Raw genomic sequence first — 20,127 nt, 5'->3', positions numbered from 1 at the left:
ACTAGAGATCTTGAGGAGCGGCAGCCCACGCACCGTTCTCCGCGTGTCCGCCGCGAGGCCCTTCCATCCACCGGGCCGCTGTGACTTCGTGACATCAAGGGTGGCGCGTTCCACCGGAAATTGAACTTGCGTTTCACAGAGTGAGACGCAAGTATCGTTTCATGGACAACAGTAGCGGCGTCGGCGTTCTGGACAAGGCGGCACTCGTCCTGAGCGCTCTGGAGTCGGGGCCGGCCACCCTCGCGGGTCTGGTCGCGGCCACCGGACTGGCACGACCCACGGCTCACCGCCTGGCCGTGGCTTTGGAACACCACCGCATGGTGGCGCGCGACATGCAGGGCCGTTTCATCCTCGGGCCGCGCCTGGCCGAGCTGGCCGCGGCGGCCGGTGAGGACCGTCTCCTTGCCACCGCGGGGCCGGTGCTGACCCACCTCCGGGACATCACGGGCGAGAGCGCGCAGCTCTACCGCCGCCAGGGCGACATGCGCATCTGCGTCGCCGCCGCGGAACGCCTGTCCGGACTGCGGGACACCGTCCCGGTCGGTTCGACGCTCACGATGAAGGCGGGCTCCTCCGCGCAGATCCTCATGGCCTGGGAGGAACCGGAGCGCCTGCACCGGGGCCTGCAGGGCGCCCGCTTCACGGCGACGGCACTGTCCGGAGTGCGACGCCGGGGCTGGGCTCAGTCGATCGGCGAGCGGGAGCCGGGCGTCGCGTCCGTGTCCGCGCCCGTGCGCGGCCCGTCGAACCGCGTGGTGGCCGCCGTCTCGGTCTCCGGCCCCATCGAGCGCCTGACCCGCCACCCCGGCCGGATGCACGCCCAGGCGGTCATCGACTCCGCGGCCCGGCTCTCCGAGGCCCTCCGCCGCAACGGCTGACCCGCGAGACCCACAGGCCGGACCGACCACACGGACCGCTCGATCCGGCACAGGCCACGCAAGTCACTCCGGTCACACAGGCCACACCGGCCGTCCATACAGCACGAAGACGCCCTGGGGGCCGGCCTCGACGCCGCGGCGGGCCCCCAGGGCGCACAGTGCTTCAGTGGTTCCGGTCCCGTTCCGCTCAGACCGCCCGGAGTCGCTCGGCCGCCCGCTCACCGCGCCGGGCGACCGGCACCACACCCGTGGCCCGGCCGAGCCCGAAGGCGGGCATGTTCACGTACACCGACTCGTAGCCGCCGGCCGGCACGGCGTACGTCTCGTGCCAGAAGCCGACCTTGTCCTTCCCCTCGCGCACCCGCCGGTTGAACGCCGCCCAGGCGGGCCGGTGCTCCTTGTCCGCGGCGGAGGCGTACGCGAAGAGCTTGTCGGTCGATTCCCAGTACTGCACCACGTACAGCACCCGCGGCCCCAGCAGGGTCTGCGCGCCGAGCATCCCGTGCTCCCGCTCCCGCGACAGCTCCCGCAGCATCCGTGGCATCGCCCGCACCACCGGCAGCCAACTGCGCACCGCCAGAAGGCTGTTGAAACGCATCCCGATCACGAACACCACGACGTCCCCGTGCGCGTCCGCGGTCGTTCGCCCCGCGATCGGCTTGTCACCCATGACGAAACCCACCTTCCCCCTGAGACAGTCCTTGAGGACAGCGATTGGATAGTGCCGCTATCCATGATTGGATAGTGACACTCTCCAATGTGGGACGCAAGGGGAAAGAGCAAGGGAGTCGCCCGGCCATGAGGCTGTCCGAGCTGAGCAGGCGCAGCGGTGTCGCCACCGCCACGGTGAAGTTCTATCTGCGTGAGGGGCTGCTGCCGCCGGGCCGCCGGATCACCGCCACCCAGGCCGAGTACGGCGAGGAGCACCTGCGCCGGCTGCGCCTGGTGCGGGCGCTGATCCAGGTCGGCGGGGTCTCCGTGGCCTCCGCCCGTGAGGTGCTCGCGGCGCTGGACGACGACTCCCTGGATCAGAACGAACGCCTGGGCACCGCTGTCTGGGCCCTGCCCCACGGCGGGCCCGCCGGCCCCGACGACCCGGCGACCGGTGCGGCACGGCAGCGCGCCGACCGCCTGCTGGAACTGCTCGGCTGGAGCTACGGTCCCGTGACCGACGCGCAGCCTCCGGCGTACGGGATGCTGGTGAACGCGATCGCCACGCTGGAGCGGCTCGGATATCCCTGCGCCTTCGAGGACTTGGAGCCGTACGCCCGCGCCCTGGGGCGGCTCGCCGTCAACGACCTGGACCTCGTGGAGCGCTACGGCGGGACGGCGGACGAGCAGGTGGAGGCGGCGGTGGCGCTGACCGTGCTGTACGAGCCGGTGCTGCTCGCGCTGCGCAGGCTGGCGGAGGCGGAGGAGTCACGCCGCAGGTTCGGCAGGCACTGAACACACGACGAGGGGCCCCCACCGAAGTGGAGGCCCCTCGATCACGTACCCCCGACCGGATTCGAACCGGCGCTACTGCCGTGAGAGGGCAGCGTGCTAGGCCGCTACACAACGGGGGCGTGGACTCTGCGTTTCCGCAGGCCCGAGCTGGTCTACCTGGACTCGAACCAAGACTAACTGAACCAGAATCAGTCGTGCTGCCAATTACACCATAGACCAATATGGTTTAGACCAGACAGTACCCCCGACCGGATTCGAACCGGCGCTACCGCCTTGAGAGGGCGGCGTGCTAGGCCGCTACACAACGGGGGCCTAGATCCTTACGGATCAGTACCCCCGACCGGATTCGAACCGGCGCTACTGCCGTGAGAGGGCAGCGTGCTAGGCCGCTACACAACGGGGGCTTTGCAGATAAGCTCTGCGAGCTGGCCTACCTGGACTCGAACCAAGACTAACTGAACCAGAATCAGTCGTGCTGCCAATTACACCATAGGCCACTGGAACGCAAGCCCCTACAGGGGATCTCGTTCTAGTTCGCTCCCCCGGGTTCTGGCCTTTCGGCCCGTTCCCCGGCGGCGCAGGAAGAACATTACCTGAAGGTGGACGGGGCTCCAAAACGACTATCCGAGCCGAGGATCGCGGGGAGTTCGGCGAGGGAGGCGATCCGGTGCGCGCCGGCCGGAGCGTCGGCCCAGGTGTGCGCTCCGTCGCGATCGATCCACACCGAGACCAGCCCGGCGTCGGCGGCACCGCGCCAGTCGATCTCCGGGTGGTCGCCGACGTACGCGACCAGGTGCGGCGGCAGGTCCAGCGCCTCGCACGCCGCGAGGAAGGCGCCGGCCTGCGGCTTGGAGACGCCGAGCTCGGCGGCGCACAGGATCGCCTCGAAGCGGTCGTGGACGCCGAGCACGCGCAGTTTGCGGTCCTGGACGTGCAGGCTGGAGTTGGAGAGCACCGCGTGGCGGTGGCTGGCGGCGAGGGTGTCGAGGACGGGCAGCACGTCCGGGAAGAGGGCCCAGGCGGCCTCGTAGTGCCCGATGTACCGCGCGAACCAGGCCTCCGCCGCGGCGTCCGTGAGTTCCCGCTCCAGGAACACCCGCACGCGGTCGCGTCGCTGCCCCTCGAAGGACACCTCACCGGCGGCGAACCGCGCCCACTGGTCGTCGGTGACCGCCCGCCACCGCGCGAGGGCCTGCCCGGCGCTCCCGAACCCGTCGAGCAGGCCCTCGGCCGCGAGGTGCGCGTGCATCCCCGCGCGGTCCGCGGTCGTGTAGTCGAACAGCGTGTCGTCGACGTCCCAGACCACCGCCCGAATGCTCATGTTCCGACGGTAGCTCCGCCCCCGGCGGCGCGGAGGCGGATCGGCGATCGTCAGGCCGCCCCGTCGCCCGGGTCCGGGGCCACGAAGAAGTCGGTGAGAAAGCAGGTGATCTCGCCGGACGCGGTGCGGCCGATCCAGGTGGGGTAGGCGCCGTCGCCCCAGCCGGAGGTGAAGGCGGCCACGGTGTGCCCCGTGTCGGGGGACGCGACCAGGTGGACCACCGCCGACCAGTCGCTGTCCTCGAAGGCGTCCCACAGCGGGCCCTCGTCACCCTCCGTCTCCTGGAAGCCCTTCTCGGCCGCGGCGTCGTAGAAGCAGCCGGTGCCGGCGTCCACGCCGTAGCCGAAGAACTCGTCGTCCTCCAGTTCGGCGAGGTCCTGGCCGGGGAGCAGGGCCAACTCCCAGGTCTGCGCGGGTTCGTCGCGGATCACCAGCCGGGCCGCCGCCACACGGCGATGGGGCTCGTCGGCCTCGGGCTCGCCGAGGGTCGCGACGGCGGCCTCCACCCGGTAGCGGCCGGGGGCGACGGTGGCCGTGAAGGGTTCGACGTCGCCGCTGCCGAGGTACACGAACGGGTCGCAGGCGACGACCTGGCCGGTCGGCAGGTCCAGTTCCCCGCCGTCGGTCACGTGGATCACGCCACTCGTCCCGGACTCGTGGGTGAACGTGCTGCCCGGCGTGAACAGCCAGGTGTAGTCACGGGAGGACATCGGCATGACAGCGCCTTTCCGGATCTTGTGAGCGAGTGAGCCGGAACACTAGTACGCACCGTCGGCACGCATGCGTGAGGGGCGGCGGCCTTCCCGGCCGCCGCCCCTCATCCGCGGGTGTGCCCTACGCGGCGAGCTTCGCGAGCGCCGCGTCGATGCGGGCCAGGGTCTTGTCCTTGCCCAGGATCTCCAGGGACTCGAAGAGCGGCAGGCCGACCGTGCGGCCGGTGACGGCGACACGGACCGGGGCCTGGGCCTTGCCGAGCTTGAGGCCGTGGGCCTCGCCGGCCTCCAGGACGGCCGTCTTCAAGGACTCCGGATCGGCCCAGTCCGCCGACTCCAGCTTCTCGCGGGCGGTGCGCAGCAGGGCGTCGGAGCCCTCCTTCATGGCCTTGGTCCAGCCGGCCTCGTCGAAGACCGGCTCCGGCAGGAACAGGAAGTCGACGTTGTCGGTGATCTCGGACAGGACCTTCAGACGGGTCTGCGCGTGCGGGGCGACGGCCTGCCACTTCAGCTCGTCGAACGCCTCCGGCGCCCAGGTGGCGAACGGGGCCTGCAGCCAGGGGCGGCAGCGCTCCGTGAAGTCCTTCACGTCCAGCATCCGGATGTGGTCGCCGTTGATCGCCTCGCACTTCTTGAGGTCGAAGCGGGCCGGGTTGGGGTTCACGTCCGTGACGTCGAAGGCCGCGACCATCTCGTCGGTCGAGAAGATGTCCCGGTCCGCCGAGAACGACCAGCCCAGGAGGGAGAGGTAGTTGAGAAGGCCCTCCGGGAGGAAGCCGCGCTCGCGGTAGAGGTTGAGCGACGACTGCGGGTCACGCTTGGAGAGCTTCTTGTTGCCCTCGCCCATCACGTACGGCAGGTGGCCGAAGTCCGGGATGCCCTTGGCGACGCCCAGCTCGATCAGCGCCTTGTAGAGGGCGATCTGCCGCGGGGTGGAGGAGAGCAGGTCCTCGCCGCGCAGGACGTGGGTGATCTCCATCAGGGCGTCGTCCACCGGGTTGACCAGCGTGTAGAGCGGGGCGCCGTTGGCGCGGACGATGCCGTAGTCCGGGACGTTCTCCGGGGTGAAGGTCAGTTCGCCGCGGACCAGGTCGGTGAAGGTGATCGTCTCGTCGGGCATGCGGAAGCGGACGATCGGGGCGCGGCCCTGGGCCTGGTACTCCTCGACCTGCGCCGCGGTCAGCTCTCGGCAGTGGCCGTCGTAGCCGGACGGCTTGCCGGCGGCGCGGGCGGCCTCGCGGCGGCTGTCCAGCTCCTCCTGGGAGCAGTAGCAGCGGTAGGCGTGGCCGCCGTCGAGGAGCTTGCCGGCGATGTCCTTGTAGAGGTCCATGCGCTGCGACTGGCGGTACGGCGCGTGCGGGCCGCCGATCTCGGGGCCCTCGTCCCAGTCGAAGCCGAGCCAGCGCATCGCGTCGAGCAGCTGCTCGTAGGACTCCTCGGAGTCGCGGGCCGCGTCGGTGTCCTCGATGCGGAAGACCAGAGTGCCGCCGTTGTGCCGGGCGAACGCCCAGTTGAACAGGGCGGTGCGGACCAGGCCCACGTGCGGGTTACCGGTGGGCGAGGGGCAGAAACGGACACGTACTGGGGAGGCGGGTGCGCTAGCCACGCTTGACAACCTTGTTGGTGAGAGTGCCGATGCCTTCGATGCTGACGGAGACCTCGTCGCCGACAGCGAGGGGGCCGACCCCCGCGGGGGTGCCCGTGAGGATCACGTCGCCGGGGAGCAGCGTCATGGCCTCGGTGATGTTGACGATCAGATCCTCGATCGGGTGGATCATCTCGCTCGTGCGGCCGAGTTGGCGTTGCTGTCCGTTGACGGTCAGCTGGATGGTGAGGTCGCCGGGTTCCAGGTCGGTCTCGATCCAGGGGCCGAGCGGGCAGGCGGTGTCGAAGCCCTTGGCCCGGGCCCACTGCTTCTCGCGCCGCTGGACGTCACGGGCGGTGACGTCGTTGGCGCAGGTGTAGCCGAGGATCACGTCCTTGACGCGCTCGCGCGGCACCTCGCGGCACATGCGGCCGATCACGACGGCCAGCTCGGCCTCGTGGTGGAGCTCCTCGGAGAAGGAGGGGTACTGGATCTCGTCGCCGGATCCGATCACCGAGGTGGACGGCTTGAAGAAGGCGAACGGCGCGTCGGGCACCTCGTTGCCCAGTTCCCGCGCGTGCTCGGCGTAGTTGCGGCCGAAGGCGACGACCTTGTTGGGCAGGACCGGCGGCAGCAGCCGTACCTTGCTCAGCGGCACCTTGGTGCCGGAGAGCTCGAAGTCGGCGAACGGGATGCCCCTGATGATGTCGAGAACGAGCTCGTCCGGCTTGTCGCCCTCGACCGCGCCGAAGGCGACGTTCCCGTCGATGGAGAACCTGGCGATGCGCACGGGATCCTTGCGCCCCTTACCTGAGCTGGGTGGAGTCTGATCGCTCCAGGCTAACGCGGCAAAGGGCGGGCGCCCCGCGCAATTGCCGCGCGGGGCGCCCGGTGGCGTGGTGGGCGCTACTCGGCCACCGCGGCCCCCACCGGGACGTCCATGAGGATGGTGCGCCGGGGGTTGGCGGTCCGGGTGGGAAGGTCGACGGAGTGCTCCGGGAGGTCCAAGGGTGCCAGCTCGCCGGCGCCGTCGAGGTGCGCCAGAGTGGTACGCCGCGGGTTGGCAGTCGTGTGGAACATCGTCGTCGTCTTCACGGTTCTACTTGACCCTGTCGTGTGCGGGGCGCCCGAGGCGCCGGTTGGCAGAATGCTGTCTCTTGTAAAGCGTCAGGCTAAACATCCGATTCCCGACCGACGGCGGGGAGCGCCCCCGGGTTCAGTGTGAGTTTCCTCACGGAGTCGCGATCAAAACGGTCAATTCCGGCTCGCAACCCATGCCAACGAAACGGACATTGAGCCCCTGAAGCCCGCATTCCGCTCCTGATCATGGCGACTGGGACACGCGGCGGGCTCCAGCGACTCGTTGGGTTATGTCCGGTATAAGGCGGAGGTCGTTCTACGTGTCGTGACGTCTCCCTCACACGGCGTAACAGAGGTCACAGCCTGACCAACTGGCCTTGTTGGAGATCCTGCACTGTGCTGGAATTCCACGGACCGCCGCAGGATCGAGCCGGCGCGCAGGGGGCGCGAATTCAACGTCGCTCCTGACGAGTGAGCGGCGAGAGGGGAAGTCCAGCGCCGGTCACTCACGACCACCCGGGTGCGCATTCAGGGCGCCCCCGACGACGCCGACACCGTCCTTCCGTTCACGCGGAGGGGCGCCTGGTCCAGAGGTTGCGACGCTAGTGCAGGGACGATTCAAGAGGGATGGCAGTGCTTCGGCCGAGCCGGAGCCGCACGGCGGGACCGACCGCGGTTCCTCGCCCCAGCACGCCCAGGCTCAGGGCCAGGCCCCGGCCGGTGACGGCGGTCCGCGCTCCGGGCGGCCCGGCGCCTCGGCGTCCCCGGGCTCGCCGGCGTCCGCTCCGGCGGTGAGGCCGCCGCAGGGCGCGACGGGGCCGGGGACGCGAATAGCGCTGCGCAACTGGCGCATCTCGACCCGCTTGGTGGCTCTGCTCACGCTCCCGGTGGTCGCGGCCACCTCGCTCGGCGCGCTGCGCATCAGCCAGTCCATGGACGACATCGAGCAGCTCGACAACATGAAGCTGCTCACCGAGATGACCAAGCAGGCCACCGAACTGGCCGCCGCGCTCCAGGAGGAGCGCGACCAGTCCGCCGGCCCGCTGGCACACGGCTCGACCGCCAGCGCCATCACGGTCAAGGGCTTCCAGGACAAGACGGACCGCGCGCTGGAGAACTTCCTCGCCGCGTCCGAGGAGGTCGACGCCGCCAGCAAGGACGGCAACCTCCAGGGTGTGCGCGAGAGCCTCGTCGGTCTCGCCCGCGACCTGAACAGCCTCAACGAGGTCCGCAACAACGCCTACGAGGCCGAGGACAACTCCACGCAGACCGTGGAGGCCTACCACCGCCTCATCACGCACCTGCTGGACCTCTCGCAGGACATGGCCGAGGCGACCAGCAACCCGGAGATGATCCAGCGCACCCGCGCGCTGTCCGCGTTCTCCTCCGCCAAGGAGTACGCGTCGATCCAGCGCGCGGTCCTGGCGGCGGCCCTGCCCGCCAACAACAAGACCTTCGGCGACCTCTCCGAGAACGACCGGCTGTACGCCGAGTCGGCGCTGGAGAGCCAGGTCTCCGAGCTGCGCAGCTTCTCCAGCATCTACGAGGCCGGCGCCGAGGAGCTGCTCAAGCCCATCGACCAGGGCAACGCGACCATCGAGGCCACCGACAAGTACGCCGGCCGCGCGCTCAAAGAGAACGGTCTGGCGGGCCTGGAGAAGCGCTCGTACCGCGACTGGCTGGACGACAGCTCCACCAAGATCCAGCAGATGAAGAACATCGAGCGCACTCTGCTGGAGGACATGGAGCAGAAGGCGCGCGAGCTGCGCAGTGAGTCGGAGCGCGAAGCGATCATCTCCGGTGTGCTGGTCCTGATGGTGCTCGGCGTCTCGCTGGTCGGTGCCTTCGTGGTGGCCCGCTCCATGATCCGCTCGCTGCGGCGCCTGGAGGACACGGCGACCAAGGTCGCCCAGGAGCGACTGCCCGAGCTGGTCAAGCAGCTCTCCGAGTCCGACCCGCAGGACGTCGACACGTCCGTGGAGTCGGTCGGTGTGCACTCCCGCGACGAGATCGGCCGGGTGGCCACCGCCTTCGACGACGTGCACCGCGAGGCGGTCCGCCTCGCCGCCGAGCAGGCCCTGCTGCGGGGCAACGTCAACGCGATGTTCACCAACCTCTCGCGCCGCTCCCAGGGCCTCATCCAGCGCCAGCTGTCGCTGATCTCCGAGCTGGAGTCCCGCGAGGCGGACCCGGACCAGCTGGCCTCGCTCTTCAAGCTGGACCACCTCGCCACCCGTATGCGCCGGAACGGCGAGAACCTCCTCGTCCTCGCCGGTGAGGAGCCCGGCCGCCGCTGGACCCGTCCGGTCCCGCTGGTCGACGTGCTCCGCGCCGCCGCGTCCGAGGTGGAGCAGTACGAGCGCATCGAGCTGGCCTCGGTGCCGACCACCGAAGTGGCCGGCCGTGTGGTCAACGACCTCGTGCACCTGCTGGCCGAGCTGCTGGAGAACGCGACCTCGTTCTCCTCGCCGCAGACCAAGGTCAAGGTCACCGGTCACGCGCTGCCCGACGGCCGCGTGCTGATCGAGATCCACGACACCGGCATCGGCCTCTCCCCCGAGGACCTCGCCCAGATCAACGAGCGGCTCGCCTCGCCGCCCACCGTGGACGTCTCCGTCTCCCGCCGCATGGGTCTGTTCGTGGTCGGCCGCCTCTCGCAGCGCCACGGCATCCGCATCCAGCTGCGCCCGTCCGACTCCGGTGGCACGACCGCGCTGGTCATGCTGCCGGTCGACGTGGCCCAGGGTGGCCGGAAGCCGCAGGGCATGCCCGGTCAGGGCGGCCCCGGTGGCGCGGGCGGTCCGGCCGCGGCGCAGGCCGCCGCCGGTGCGGCCGCGGCCCGCCGCGGCAACGGTCCCTCGCTGGGCGCGGGCGCGCCGGGTGGCGGGGCTCTCGGTGCCGGCGCATCCGGTGGTGCCGGCGCGTCCGGCGGTGGCCGGCTCGGTGCCGGTCAGGGCCCGCGGGCCGCGCTGCCGGGCCGCGACGGGGGCGGTGCCCCGGGCGGGGCACGTGGCCCGCAGACTCCGCCGGCCCCGCAGCAGGGTCAGGAGACCCGAGGCCCCGTGGCGCCGCAGCGCGGCAACGGGAACCCCGGTGGCGAGCGCGGCCGGCGTGGCCGTCAGACGCAGCTCCCGCCGCAGCGCGGAGCCCGGGCCGAGCTGCCCGGCGGCAACGAGCAGCGCCCCAGCTGGAGCGACGAGAACGCGCAGCCGCCGGTGCCGCGTGCCGCGCTGGACACCCCGCGCGGTCACGACGAGCAGCGCGACCCGTCCCAGACGGCCCCCATGCCGAGGATCGACGAACGGCACGGTCCGGGCGCCACCTCGGAGATGCCGGCCGTTCCCCGCATGGACGACCGCCACAACCCCGGCGGCCCCGCCGACTTCCCGCATCAGGGCGCGAACAACCCGCAGGGCGGCGGCCAGTTCGTCCGCCCGGACGTCTTCGGCAGCGCGGGCAACCACCAGAACAACCCGTCCACCACGGGCCAGTTCGCCGTACCGCAGGCCTACGACAACGGTTCCACCGGTCAGTACCCCGCGCCGCAGCAGCGGCAGGACTACGGCGTGAACGGTCAGTACGCCGCACAGCAGGGCTACGACAGCGGTTCCACGGGTCAGTACCCCGCCGTGCCGGGCTACGGCAACGGGGCTACCGGCCAGTACGCCGGGTACGACGGCTCGTCCACCGGGCAGCACGCGCAGCCCGGGCACCAGAACCCGTCGGCCACCGGCCAGTTCGAGCGACCGCAGGGTGACTTCGGAGGCCAGCGGCCGCCGGTCCCGCAGCACCATGTGCGCCAGGAGCCGGAGGCGCTGCCGCCGGCCCCGGGTCCCGGCGACGGACGCACGCCGCTGTACGACACGCTGGAGACGAACTGGTTCCGCGGCCAGCAGGGCCAGCCGGCTCCCCAGGGTCAGGCGGCTCCCCAGGGTCAGGCGGCTCCCCAGGGTCAGGCGGGCCCGCAGGGCCGGCCCGGCCCGCAGTCCTCGCCGGGCCACGCCCCGCGTCCGCAGGGCAACGGCTCCGCGCCGGCCCCGCAGGCACCGCAGGGTCCTCCGGCTTCCCAACGTCCCGCCGCCCCCGCATGGCGCAGCTCGCCGAACGACGACCTCGTCCGGCAGGCGGAGCGCGTGCGACAGCCGGCCGCGGGCGGAGTCACCACCTCCGGCCTGCCGCGTCGCGTGCCCCGGGCGAATCTCGTCCCGGGCACCGCACAGCAGCAGCCGCACCAGAGCGGTCCGCAGGTCTCGCGCGCCCCACAGGACGTCCGCGGCCGGCTGACCAACCTCCGTCGGGGTATCGCACAGGGCCGTCAGGCCGGGTCCGGCCAGACGGGCAGTTTCCAGAGCCCCACTCACCAGCAGGAGCGTTAGTTGAGTCCGATGAGCCAGGCGGCACAGAACCTCAACTGGTTGATCACCAACTTCGTGGACAACACCCCCGGGGTGTCCCACACCGTCGTCGTGTCCGCCGACGGTCTCCTCCTGGCGATGTCGGAGGGTTTTCCGCGCGACCGCGCCGACCAACTCGCGGCGGTCGCGTCGGGACTCACCTCGCTGACAGCCGGGGCATCCCGGATCTTCGAGGGCGGCAACGTGTCGCAGACCGTCGTGGAGATGGAGCGAGGATTCCTTTTCCTCATGTCCGTCTCCGACGGCTCGTCCCTCGCCGTTCTCGCCCACCCCGATTGCGACATCGGCCTCGTCGGCTACGAGATGACGCTGCTGGTGGACCGCGCGGGAGCAGTGCTCACGCCGGACCTCCGCGCCGAACTCCAAGGAAGTCTGCTCCACTAACGCCCCCGGATCCACCCGTCTCACCAAATCACCGTCCGGCCGACACAATCCCCCCACCGGCCCCCGTCAGACGGCACGCCTGACCAACTTGCTGTCCCGCCCGGAGGATTCATGACCCCGCCCACCGCCTCTCATGATCCGTACACAGATCCGTACGGGGACGAGGGCGACCAGCCGCTGGTCCGTCCGTACGCGATGACCGGCGGCCGGACCCGGCCGCGCTATCAGCTCGCCCTCGAGGCGCTGATCAGCACCACGGCCGACCCGGCAGCGCTCATGGGACTGCTCCCGGAACACCAGCGCATCTGCCACCTGTGCCGCGAGGTGAAGTCGGTCGCCGAGGTCTCGGCGCTGCTCGCCATGCCGCTCGGGGTTGCCCGAATTCTCGTGGCGGACCTCGCCGAAGCCGGACTCGTCGCCATCCACCAGCCGGGTGGCGACGAGAACAACGGCGGCGCGCCCGACCTGACACTGCTCGAAAGGGTGCTCAGTGGCCTTCGCAAGCTCTGAACCGAGAGGTGCCACCACCTCTGCCAAGATCGTGGTGGCCGGCGGCTTCGGCGTGGGCAAGACCACGTTCGTCGGCGCCGTCTCGGAGATCAACCCGCTGCGCACCGAGGCGGTGATGACGTCCGCGAGCGCGGGCATCGACGACCTCACGCACACCGGGGACAAGACCACCACCACGGTGGCGATGGACTTCGGCCGCATCACGCTGGACCAGGACCTGATCCTGTACCTCTTCGGTACACCGGGCCAGGACCGCTTCTGGTTCATGTGGGACGACCTGGTCCGCGGCGCCATCGGTGCCGTGGTGCTCGTGGACACCCGCCGACTGGCCGACTGCTTCCCGGCCGTGGACTATTTCGAGAACAGCGGTCTGCCGTTCGTCGTCGCCCTCAACGGGTTCGACGGCCAGCAGCCGTACGCTCCGGAGGAAGTCCGCGAGGCGCTGCAGATCGGCCCGGACGCCCCGATCATCACCACCGACGCGCGGCACCGGTCGGACGCCAAGTCCGCGCTGATCACGCTGGTCGAGCACGCGCTCATGGCGCGGCTGAAGTAGCATTCAAATGATCTGAGGCGTACGGCAGTTGCCGTAGGCGTCTTCATCGTGGCGGCGGAGCCGGCTGTGGCCTTTGACACGGCCGGCTTCGGTGTTCATAACGTTTCGGCAGAGGAATCCACGAGTCCCGCCACGCGTCGCGGTCACCTGGTGTCGCTACGCGCACGAAAGCCCCGTCATTTGACGGGGCTCGCTCTTTATGACCGTTTTATCTGGTGCTTACGTCGGAGCGAATCCACTCATTCCCATGTTTGGAAGAGCGCAGGTCGACGTGCTGGAATGCCTGAACTGCCCAAAGGTCAAAGACGTACTCAGTGGTCGATGGCGAACCGGGCTCTGAGACAGTGCGGCACGACGTAGGTGCCCGCCGCCGAGAGGTTGTTGGTCGAGTGAGGCGAAGCAACAAAGGTCCCGAGCCGCCCGCCCGGGGCAACTTCACCCCGCCGCCGCGCGGAGCGGCGCCCGCCCCTGCTGTGCCCGGACCGGAGCAGGAGGCCGCGCCCGCTTCGAGCGGCGGCCGTTTCTCCCCGCGCAACTGGCGCGTGGCGACCCGGCTGAACGCGATCCTGTTCATCCCCGTGATGGTCGGTCTGGTCATGGGCGGCTTCCAGGTGAAGAGTTCGATCGACACCTGGCAGGAGGCCGAGGACGCGGAGAGCACCGCGCGTCTGGTCCGGGCCTCCCTGAACTACGGTGACGCGCTCTACAACGAGCGGGACGTCACCGCGGCCCCGCTGCTGCTGGGCCGCGACCAGGCCACGGTCACGGCGATGCGCAAGAAGACCGACGCCGCCGCGGACCTGTTCGACGAGGCCGCCCGGAACATGCCGCAGAAGCCGGGCCTGGTGCGCCGGCTGACCCTCTTCCGTGAGGCGGAGCCCAAGCTCCAGCCGCTGCGTGAGGCCGCGTACACGGCCAAGCTCGACGGCGTGAAGACGGAGGAGGGCTATGTAGAGATCGTCCACCCCCTGATGGAGTTCTCCAACGAGCTGGGTCTGGGCACCGGAAACATCACCAGCTACGGCCGTACCGTCTACGCGCTCTCGCTGACCAAGGCGGCGCTGTCGCTGGAGCGGTCCATCGGCACGCACATCCTGGTCAAGCCGGGTCCGAAGGACGCCGACCTGGCCAGGCAGCGCGTGGCGCTCTCCTCGTACGCCTACCTGGAGGGCATCGCCATCCAGGAGTACATCGGCGGTGGCACCGAGGCGGACGCGCAGAAGCTCGAGGACGCCAAGAGGCAGATCGAGGCGGACGGCAAGCGACAGGCCCAGGAGGCCCTGGCCAAGAACCCGGACTACAAGGCTCCGCCGTCCGACCCGACCGTGATGGTCGGGGCCATGGCCGGTCTGACGACCACCGAGCCCGCCGCCCGTGAGGCGCTCGCCCAGCAGGGCATCAGCGCCGAGAACTGGTGGGCGGTCAACACCCTCAAGTACAACGCGTACCGGCAGATCGAGTCGGACATGGCCGACACCGCGGTGAACGAGGCCGCGAGCATCGCCGACAACGCCAAGCAGGACGCGATCATCACCGGTGCCATCGTCGTGGTCGCCCTGCTCGCCGCGTTCATCCTGGCCGGCATGGTGGCCCGCCAGATGAGCCGCTCGATGCGCCAACTGCGCAACGCCGCCTTCGGCATCGCCGAGCAGCGCCTGCCGATGCTGGTCGACCAGCTCTCGCGCACCGACCCCGGTCGTGTCGACACCCGTGTCTCGCCCATCCCGATCTCCTCCACGGACGAGATCGGCGAGGTCGCCCGGGCCTTCGACCAGGTCCACCGCGAGGCCGTCCGGCTCGCCGCCGAGCAGGCCCTGCTGCGGGGCAACATCAACGCGATCTTCACCAACCTCTCGCGCCGCAACCAGTCGCTGATCGAGGGCCAGCTGACCCTGATCACCGACCTGGAGAACAACGAGGCCGACCCGGACCAGCTGGAGAACCTCTTCAGGCTGGACCACCTGGCCACCCGTATGCGCCGCAACGGCGAGAACCTCCTCGTCCTCGCGGGCGAGGAGCCGGGCCGCCGCTGGGACCAGCCGGTCCCACTGGTCGACGTGGTGCGCGCCGCCTCCTCCGAGGTGGAGCAGTACGAGCGCATCGAGATATCCGGTGTGCCGGAGGCCGAGATCCACGGCCGTGCCGTGACCGACCTCGTGCACCTGCTGGCCGAGCTGCTGGAGAACGCGACCACGTTCTCCTCCCCGCAGACCAAGGTCCGCGTCACCGCGACCCGGCTGCCCGACGGCCGGGTGATGGTCGAGATCCACGACAAGGGCATCGGCCTGACCGCCGAGGACTTCGCGGACATCAACCACAAGCTGGCCAACCCGCCGACCGTGGACGCCGCGATCTCCCAGCGCATGGGTCTCTTCGTGGTCGGCCGGCTGTCCGACCGGCACGGCATCCGCGTCCAGCTGCGCCCCTCGGGCGAGCAGGCCGGCACCACCTCGCTGGTCATGCTCCCCGACGCCATCACCCACGGCGGTGGCGGCGAGCAGGCTCCGGCCGCCGACGAGTTCACCGTCTCGCAGATCATCCCGGAGCAGCAGTTCCAGGGGGAGAGCTTCAGCGCGCCGCCGATGCTCACGGCAGCCGAGCTCGGCTTCGACGACAGCCGCTACGAGGTCCCGGACGACATCCGCGACCTGGACCCGGTGGGCCGCTCCCTGATGCGCGAGGAGCGCCGCGCGGCCCTGGAGGCCCAGGCGCACGGCCCGGAGCACGAGGGGCAGGCCTACGCGGACGGCGGCCAGCCGTACGACGACGGCCGGAACGGCTACCCCGACCAGGCCGCGGCCTTCGGTCAGCAGCCGGGTTACCCGGAGCAGACGTCGTACGAGGACCAGCAGCAGCAGTCGTACGAGGAGCAGTACTACGCGCCGAACGGGATGCCGCAGAGCGATGGTTTCCCGACCAACGGCGGTTATCCGGAACCGGGTTATGCGGAGCAGGCCCAGCACGAGCCCTCGGCGGCCCCGGCTGCTTCCACGGACTCCTTCTCGGCGTTCGAGGATTCGTCCTACCAGGGCGACTGGCGGCAGCGCGACGGCTACCGGAACGGCTACGGCGAGCAGTACGCGCCCGAAGCGGAACCCGCGCAGACCGCTGACGCGGGCGAGCGGGACCGCGTAGGCTTCGACCGTCCGGCACCGGGCCGCTCCGCCCCGCACGCGCTGACCGACGCCGGGCTTCCCCGCCGGGGTTCCCCCGGTGGCGGCCAGGCGGCCGGCCGGTCCGTGAGCCAGGACGCGATGGCCCCCGCGGCGGAGGACGACAACGACGACAGCTGGCGCTCGGCCAACGACGAGCGCTGGCAGCAGGCCTCGCAGCTGCGCAAGCCCAAGGCGGGCGGGGTCACTTCCTCCGGCCTGCCGCGGCGGGTACCCAAGGCCAATCTGGTCGAGGGCACCGCGGAGTCGACCCCTCAGGGCGGCCCCCAGGTCTCCCGCGCTCCCGAGGACGTCCGGGGCAGGTTGAGCAACCTGCGCCGGGGAGTCCAGCGGGGACGCAGCGCGGGAAGTGAAACGAACGGCCAGGCCACCAGGAACCAGCATGGTGGGCCTGACAGCACCTACAACCAGGAGCGTTAGTGTGAGCCCGATGAGCCAGGCGGCACAGAACCTGAACTGGTTGATCACCAACTTCGTGGACAACACCCCCGGGGTGTCGCACACGGTGGTGGTCTCCGCCGACGGACTCCTTCTGGCGATGTCCGAAGGCTTCCCCCGCGACCGCGCCGACCAGCTCGCGGCCGTCGCCTCCGGTCTGACCTCGCTGACCGCCGGCGCCTCGCGCATCTTCGAGGGCGGCAGCGTGAACCAGACGGTTGTGGAGATGGAGCGAGGGTTCCTCTTCATCATGTCCGTCTCCGACGGGTCGTCCCTCGCGGTTCTTGCCCACCCGGAAGCGGACATCGGCCTCATCGGGTACGAGATGGCACTTCTTGTCGACCGCGCGGGCACCGTCCTGACGCCGGATCTTCGCGCGGAGCTCCAAGGAAGCCTTCTCAACTAAGAGACAGACGGTGCGATTTCGCGTCCCGTGGCCGTAAGGTTTCGGGACGCGGCTCCACAGCGATGGGTGCCCGGCACAGTCGGAGGAGGAGAAAGTGGCAACACCCCCAAGCGGTTCATCATCGGGCAACTGGTCGTACGGCCCTGGCCAGGGGCAGAACGACGGTTCCGGGAACCGGTACAACTTCCCCTCCGCACCGAGCCACCGGCAGCCGTACGCGCCACAGGGCCCTGGTCCCTCGCCGTACGACCAGCCGAGCGCGCCGCGCATCCAGCCGGTGCAGCCGCAACGCCGCACCCCTGAGCCGGCGCCCGCCGGGGCGTCGAACAACCCCCTGGTGCGCCCGTACGCCATGACGGGCGGTCGCACCAGGCCGCGGTACCAGCTCGCCATCGAGGCACTGGTGCACACCACCGCGCAGCCGCACCAGATGCAGGGGCAGTTGCCCGAGCATCAGCGGATCTGCAACCTCTGCCGGGAGATCAAGTCGGTGGCCGAGATCTCGGCCCTGCTGGCGATCCCTCTCGGTGTTGCCAGGATCCTCGTCGCCGACTTGGCGGAGGCGGGCCTGGTCGCCATCCATCAGCCCGGCGGCGACGAGAACGCCGGCGGCCAGCCAGACGTGACACTGCTCGAAAGGGTGCTCAGTGGACTTCGCAAGCTCTAGCGGCGGTCCTTCCCGCTCCACCACCTCGGCGAAGATCGTGGTGGCGGGTGGCTTCGGCGTGGGCAAGACCACGTTCGTCGGCGCCGTCTCGGAGATCAACCCGCTGCGTACCGAGGCCGTCATGACGTCAGCTTCGGCCGGCATCGACGACCTCACCCACACCGGGGACAAGACGACCACCACGGTCGCCATGGACTTCGGTCGCATCACACTGGACCAGGACCTGATCCTGTACCTGTTCGGCACGCCCGGCCAGGACCGTTTCTGGTTCATGTGGGACGACTTGGTGCGCGGCGCCATCGGCGCGATCGTCCTCGTGGACACCCGCCGACTGGCCGACTGCTTCCCCGCGGTCGACTACTTCGAGAACTCGGGTCTGCCGTTCGTCATCGCCCTCAACGGCTTCGACGGCTCGCAGCCCTACCAGCCCGACGAGGTGCGTGAGGCGCTCCAGATCGGGCCGGACACCCCGATCATCACGACGGACGCCCGCCATCGTGCGGACGCCAAGTCGGCGCTGATCACGCTTGTCGAGCACGCGCTCATGGCGCGCCTGCGGTAGGCGGCGCCGTACGACCCCGAAGGGCCCTCTCCGTCACGGAGGGGGCCCTTCCTCGTGGACGACCCTCTCCTACGGCGCCAGGGCCCACCCGAGGGCTCGTACAAGGCAAGAGGGGCCCCTCCTCGGTGGAGGGGCCCCTCTTGACGTCGTGGAGTCCGTTTCCGGCGCGGGGTGGTGAACCGGCCGGCGCCGTACGGCCTAGCCGTGCCAGCTGTGCGGGGCGCGGAAGCCGGGCTCGCGCTCCAGGCGGCGCCAGCCGGCCTTCGCGCGGCCGCCGCCGTGCGCGCGGGCGGCCGTGGACGTGTGGGCCGCCGCGCGAGCCAGGAGGATGGCCGTCAGGGCGGCGACTTCCTCGGGCTCTGCGTGGCCCTTCTCGACGCGGATGTCAGGGTTGCTCATGGCAGTCAGTCTCCGTGGATGAGGTTTCCGCGGGGCTGCCGCGGAGCGTCCGCTGGGTTACTGCGGCGGGTTGCCGTGCTTGCGCGAGGGCAGGTCGGCGTGCTTGGTGTGCAGCATCGCCAGGGACCGGGCCAGCACCTCGCGGGTCTCCGCCGGGTCGATGACGTCGTCCACGAGACCGCGCTCGGCCGCGTAGTACGGGTGCATGAGCTCGGACTTGTACTCCTTGACCATCTTCTGCCGCATGGCCTCGGGGTCCTCCGCGTCGGCGATCTGGCGGCGGAAGATGACGTTGGCGGCACCCTCCGCGCCCATCACGGCGATCTCGTTCGTCGGCCAGGCGTAGGTGAGGTCGGCACCGATGGACTGGCTGTCCATGACGATGTAGGCGCCTCCGTACGCCTTGCGCAGGATCAGGGAGATCCGGGGCACGGTCGCGTTGCAGTACGCGTAGAGCAGCTTCGCCCCGTGGCGGATGATCCCGCCGTGCTCCTGGTCGACGCCCGGAAGGAACCCGGGGACGTCCAGGAAGGTGACGATCGGGATGTTGAAGGCGTCGCACATCTGGACGAAGCGTGCGGCCTTTTCACTGGCCTCGATGTCCAGGACGCCCGCCAGCACCTGCGGCTGGTTGGCGACGATGCCGACGACCTGGCCGTCCAGCCGGGCCAGCGCGCAGATGATGTTGCGCGCCCAGCGCTCGTGGACCTCCAGGTACTCGCCGTCGTCGACGATCTCCTCGATGACCTTCGTCATGTCGTACGGCCGGTTGCCGTCCGCCGGAACCAGGTCCAGCAGGACGTCGGAGCGGCGCTCGGCGGCGTCGGAGGAGTCGACCCGGGGCGGGTTCTCGCGGTTGTTCTGCGGCAGCATCGAGAGGAGGTAGCGCACCTCCGCGATGCAGGTCTCCTCGTCGTCGTACGCGAAGTGGCAGACGCCGGAGGTCTCGGCGTGCACGTCGGCGCCGCCGAGGCCGTTCTGGGTGATCTCCTCGCCGGTCACCGCCTTGACCACGTCGGGGCCGGTGATGAACATCTGCGAGGTCTCGCGGACCATGAAGACGAAGTCGGTGAGGGCGGGCGAGTACGCCGCGCCACCGGCGCACGGGCCGAGCATCACGCTGATCTGCGGGATGACGCCGGACGCCTTGGTGTTGCGCTGGAAGATGCCGCCGTAGCCGGCCAGGGCGCTGACGCCCTCCTGGATCCGGGCGCCGGCACCGTCGTTGAGCGACACCAGCGGGGCACCGGCCGCGATGGCCATGTCCATGATTTTGTGGATCTTCGTGGCGTGGGCCTCGCCGAGGGCGCCGCCGAAGATGCGGAAGTCATGGGCGTAGACGAAGACCGTTCGGCCCTCCACCGTGCCCCAACCGGTGATGACACCGTCGGTGTACGGCTTCTTGGTGTCCAGGCCGAAGCCGGTCGCCCGGTGCCGCCGCAGCTGCTCGACCTCTCGGAAGGAGTCCGGGTCGAGGAGCAGCTCGATGCGCTCCCGGGCCGTCAGCTTGCCCTTGGCGTGCTGCGCCTCGGTCGCCCGCTCGCTGGGACCGGCCATCGCCTGCGCGCGGATCTCGTGCAGTTCGGCCACTCGC

The 20,127-nt window shown here is 70.2% G+C and carries 18 protein-coding genes and 5 tRNA genes; 10 read left to right on the top strand and 13 right to left on the bottom strand.

Going from position 1 to position 20,127, the window contains the following annotated elements; translation table 11 throughout:
• The first annotated feature begins 161 nt into the window (after nt 1–161).
• Entirely contained in the window at nt 162–878 is a 717-nt protein-coding gene (gene ndgR / locus ACWCPM_RS12185) for an IclR family transcriptional regulator NdgR (RefSeq protein WP_030928691.1), read from the top strand.
• Nucleotides 879–1,065: 187 nt separating this feature from the next.
• Here the strand turns inward: ndgR and ACWCPM_RS12180 are convergent, their stop codons facing one another.
• Nucleotides 1,066–1,548: a DUF4188 domain-containing protein gene (locus ACWCPM_RS12180; RefSeq protein WP_450976046.1), complete on the bottom strand. Its 483-nt coding sequence runs from the start codon at nt 1,546–1,548 to the stop codon at nt 1,066–1,068.
• Between the two features lie 128 nt (nt 1,549–1,676).
• On the opposite strand from ACWCPM_RS12180, the gene ACWCPM_RS12175 reads away from it, so the two are divergent.
• Nucleotides 1,677–2,324 (top strand): MerR family transcriptional regulator, encoded by a 648-nt coding sequence (locus tag ACWCPM_RS12175; protein ID WP_450976045.1) that lies wholly within the window; start codon nt 1,677–1,679, stop codon nt 2,322–2,324.
• Nucleotides 2,325–2,370: 46 nt separating this feature from the next.
• On the opposite strand, the gene ACWCPM_RS12170 is transcribed toward ACWCPM_RS12175, so the two are convergent.
• The 10 genes from ACWCPM_RS12170 to ACWCPM_RS12125 all read right to left on the bottom strand — a co-directional run bounded on the left by ACWCPM_RS12170 (nt 2,371) and on the right by ACWCPM_RS12125 (nt 7,038).
• Nucleotides 2,371–2,443 (bottom strand) — tRNA-Glu (locus tag ACWCPM_RS12170).
• A gap of 28 nt (nt 2,444–2,471) precedes the next feature.
• Nucleotides 2,472–2,543: transfer RNA gene (locus ACWCPM_RS12165), tRNA-Gln, on the bottom strand.
• Nucleotides 2,544–2,563: 20 nt separating this feature from the next.
• Nucleotides 2,564–2,636, bottom strand: a tRNA-Glu gene (locus tag ACWCPM_RS12160).
• 19 nt (nt 2,637–2,655) lie between these two features.
• Nucleotides 2,656–2,728 (bottom strand) — tRNA-Glu (locus ACWCPM_RS12155).
• Nucleotides 2,729–2,749: 21 nt separating this feature from the next.
• A tRNA-Gln gene (locus tag ACWCPM_RS12150) sits at nt 2,750–2,821 on the bottom strand.
• A gap of 92 nt (nt 2,822–2,913) precedes the next feature.
• Nucleotides 2,914–3,645: an HAD family hydrolase gene (locus tag ACWCPM_RS12145; RefSeq protein WP_450976044.1), complete on the bottom strand. Its 732-nt coding sequence runs from the start codon at nt 3,643–3,645 to the stop codon at nt 2,914–2,916.
• Nucleotides 3,646–3,695: 50 nt separating this feature from the next.
• Nucleotides 3,696–4,361: a DUF4241 domain-containing protein gene (locus ACWCPM_RS12140; protein WP_450976043.1), complete on the bottom strand. Its 666-nt coding sequence runs from the start codon at nt 4,359–4,361 to the stop codon at nt 3,696–3,698.
• Between the two features lie 118 nt (nt 4,362–4,479).
• Nucleotides 4,480–5,964, bottom strand: coding sequence for a glutamate--tRNA ligase (gene gltX / locus ACWCPM_RS12135; protein ID WP_450976042.1), 1,485 nt, complete (start codon nt 5,962–5,964; stop codon nt 4,480–4,482).
• A complete protein-coding gene (locus ACWCPM_RS12130; protein ID WP_450976041.1) occupies nt 5,957–6,733 on the bottom strand; it encodes a fumarylacetoacetate hydrolase family protein in 777 nt (258 codons plus the stop codon). The genes gltX and ACWCPM_RS12130 overlap by 8 nt, the downstream gene beginning before the upstream one ends.
• A gap of 116 nt (nt 6,734–6,849) precedes the next feature.
• A complete protein-coding gene (locus ACWCPM_RS12125; RefSeq protein WP_450976040.1) occupies nt 6,850–7,038 on the bottom strand; it encodes a hypothetical protein in 189 nt (62 codons plus the stop codon).
• 590 nt (nt 7,039–7,628) lie between these two features.
• On the opposite strand from ACWCPM_RS12125, the gene ACWCPM_RS12120 reads away from it, so the two are divergent.
• The 8 genes from ACWCPM_RS12120 to ACWCPM_RS12085 all read left to right on the top strand — a co-directional run bounded on the left by ACWCPM_RS12120 (nt 7,629) and on the right by ACWCPM_RS12085 (nt 18,134).
• On the top strand, nt 7,629–11,399 hold the full coding sequence (locus tag ACWCPM_RS12120) for a sensor histidine kinase (protein ID WP_450976039.1): 3,771 nt from the start codon (nt 7,629–7,631) through the stop codon (nt 11,397–11,399).
• 9 nt (nt 11,400–11,408) lie between these two features.
• On the top strand, nt 11,409–11,822 hold the full coding sequence (locus ACWCPM_RS12115; RefSeq protein ID WP_450976118.1) for a roadblock/LC7 domain-containing protein: 414 nt from the start codon (nt 11,409–11,411) through the stop codon (nt 11,820–11,822).
• Nucleotides 11,823–11,933: 111 nt separating this feature from the next.
• On the top strand, nt 11,934–12,332 hold the full coding sequence (locus ACWCPM_RS12110; RefSeq protein ID WP_450976038.1) for a DUF742 domain-containing protein: 399 nt from the start codon (nt 11,934–11,936) through the stop codon (nt 12,330–12,332).
• Nucleotides 12,313–12,888, top strand: a complete 576-nt coding sequence (locus ACWCPM_RS12105) for a GTP-binding protein (protein ID WP_450976037.1) — start codon at nt 12,313–12,315, stop codon at nt 12,886–12,888. The genes ACWCPM_RS12110 and ACWCPM_RS12105 overlap by 20 nt, the downstream gene beginning before the upstream one ends.
• A 389-nt stretch (nt 12,889–13,277) precedes the next feature.
• A complete protein-coding gene (locus tag ACWCPM_RS12100) occupies nt 13,278–16,481 on the top strand; it encodes a nitrate- and nitrite sensing domain-containing protein (RefSeq protein WP_450976036.1) in 3,204 nt (1,067 codons plus the stop codon).
• Between the two features lie 10 nt (nt 16,482–16,491).
• Nucleotides 16,492–16,905 (top strand): roadblock/LC7 domain-containing protein, encoded by a 414-nt coding sequence (locus tag ACWCPM_RS12095; protein WP_005479603.1) that lies wholly within the window; start codon nt 16,492–16,494, stop codon nt 16,903–16,905.
• A 94-nt stretch (nt 16,906–16,999) separates the two neighbouring features.
• Nucleotides 17,000–17,572 (top strand): DUF742 domain-containing protein, encoded by a 573-nt coding sequence (locus ACWCPM_RS12090; protein ID WP_450976035.1) that lies wholly within the window; start codon nt 17,000–17,002, stop codon nt 17,570–17,572.
• Entirely contained in the window at nt 17,553–18,134 is a 582-nt protein-coding gene (locus ACWCPM_RS12085; protein ID WP_073491198.1) for a GTP-binding protein, read from the top strand. The genes ACWCPM_RS12090 and ACWCPM_RS12085 overlap by 20 nt, the downstream gene beginning before the upstream one ends.
• 198 nt (nt 18,135–18,332) lie before the next feature.
• Here the strand turns inward: ACWCPM_RS12085 and ACWCPM_RS12080 are convergent, their stop codons facing one another.
• Nucleotides 18,333–18,533: an acyl-CoA carboxylase subunit epsilon gene (locus ACWCPM_RS12080; protein ID WP_450976034.1), complete on the bottom strand. Its 201-nt coding sequence runs from the start codon at nt 18,531–18,533 to the stop codon at nt 18,333–18,335.
• Between the two features lie 57 nt (nt 18,534–18,590).
• Nucleotides 18,591–20,123, bottom strand: coding sequence for an acyl-CoA carboxylase subunit beta (locus tag ACWCPM_RS12075; protein WP_450976117.1), 1,533 nt, complete (start codon nt 20,121–20,123; stop codon nt 18,591–18,593).
• Nucleotides 20,124–20,127 lie beyond the last annotated feature (4 nt).

The sequence above is a fragment of the Streptomyces sp. NPDC002309 genome (assembly GCF_053593375.1).
Note: the sequence above shows the minus strand (reverse complement) of the source record. Positions and strands in the feature narration are given on the sequence as shown.

Excerpts from the sequence above, each read along its gene's own strand:
- ndgR (WP_030928691.1), top strand. The coding sequence starts at position 162 with ATGGACAACAGTAGCGGCGTCGGCGTTCTGGACAAGGCGGCACTCGTC.
- ACWCPM_RS12115 (WP_450976118.1), top strand. The coding sequence starts at position 11,409 with ATGAGCCAGGCGGCACAGAACCTCAACTGGTTGATCACCAACTTCGTG.
- ACWCPM_RS12180 (WP_450976046.1), bottom strand. The coding sequence starts at position 1,548 with ATGGGTGACAAGCCGATCGCGGGGCGAACGACCGCGGACGCGCACGGG.
- ACWCPM_RS12140 (WP_450976043.1), bottom strand. The coding sequence starts at position 4,361 with ATGCCGATGTCCTCCCGTGACTACACCTGGCTGTTCACGCCGGGCAGC.
- ACWCPM_RS12145 (WP_450976044.1), bottom strand. The coding sequence starts at position 3,645 with ATGAGCATTCGGGCGGTGGTCTGGGACGTCGACGACACGCTGTTCGAC.
- ACWCPM_RS12080 (WP_450976034.1), bottom strand. The coding sequence starts at position 18,533 with ATGAGCAACCCTGACATCCGCGTCGAGAAGGGCCACGCAGAGCCCGAG.
- ACWCPM_RS12095 (WP_005479603.1), top strand. The coding sequence starts at position 16,492 with ATGAGCCAGGCGGCACAGAACCTGAACTGGTTGATCACCAACTTCGTG.
- ACWCPM_RS12110 (WP_450976038.1), top strand. The coding sequence starts at position 11,934 with ATGACCCCGCCCACCGCCTCTCATGATCCGTACACAGATCCGTACGGG.
- ACWCPM_RS12175 (WP_450976045.1), top strand. The coding sequence starts at position 1,677 with ATGAGGCTGTCCGAGCTGAGCAGGCGCAGCGGTGTCGCCACCGCCACG.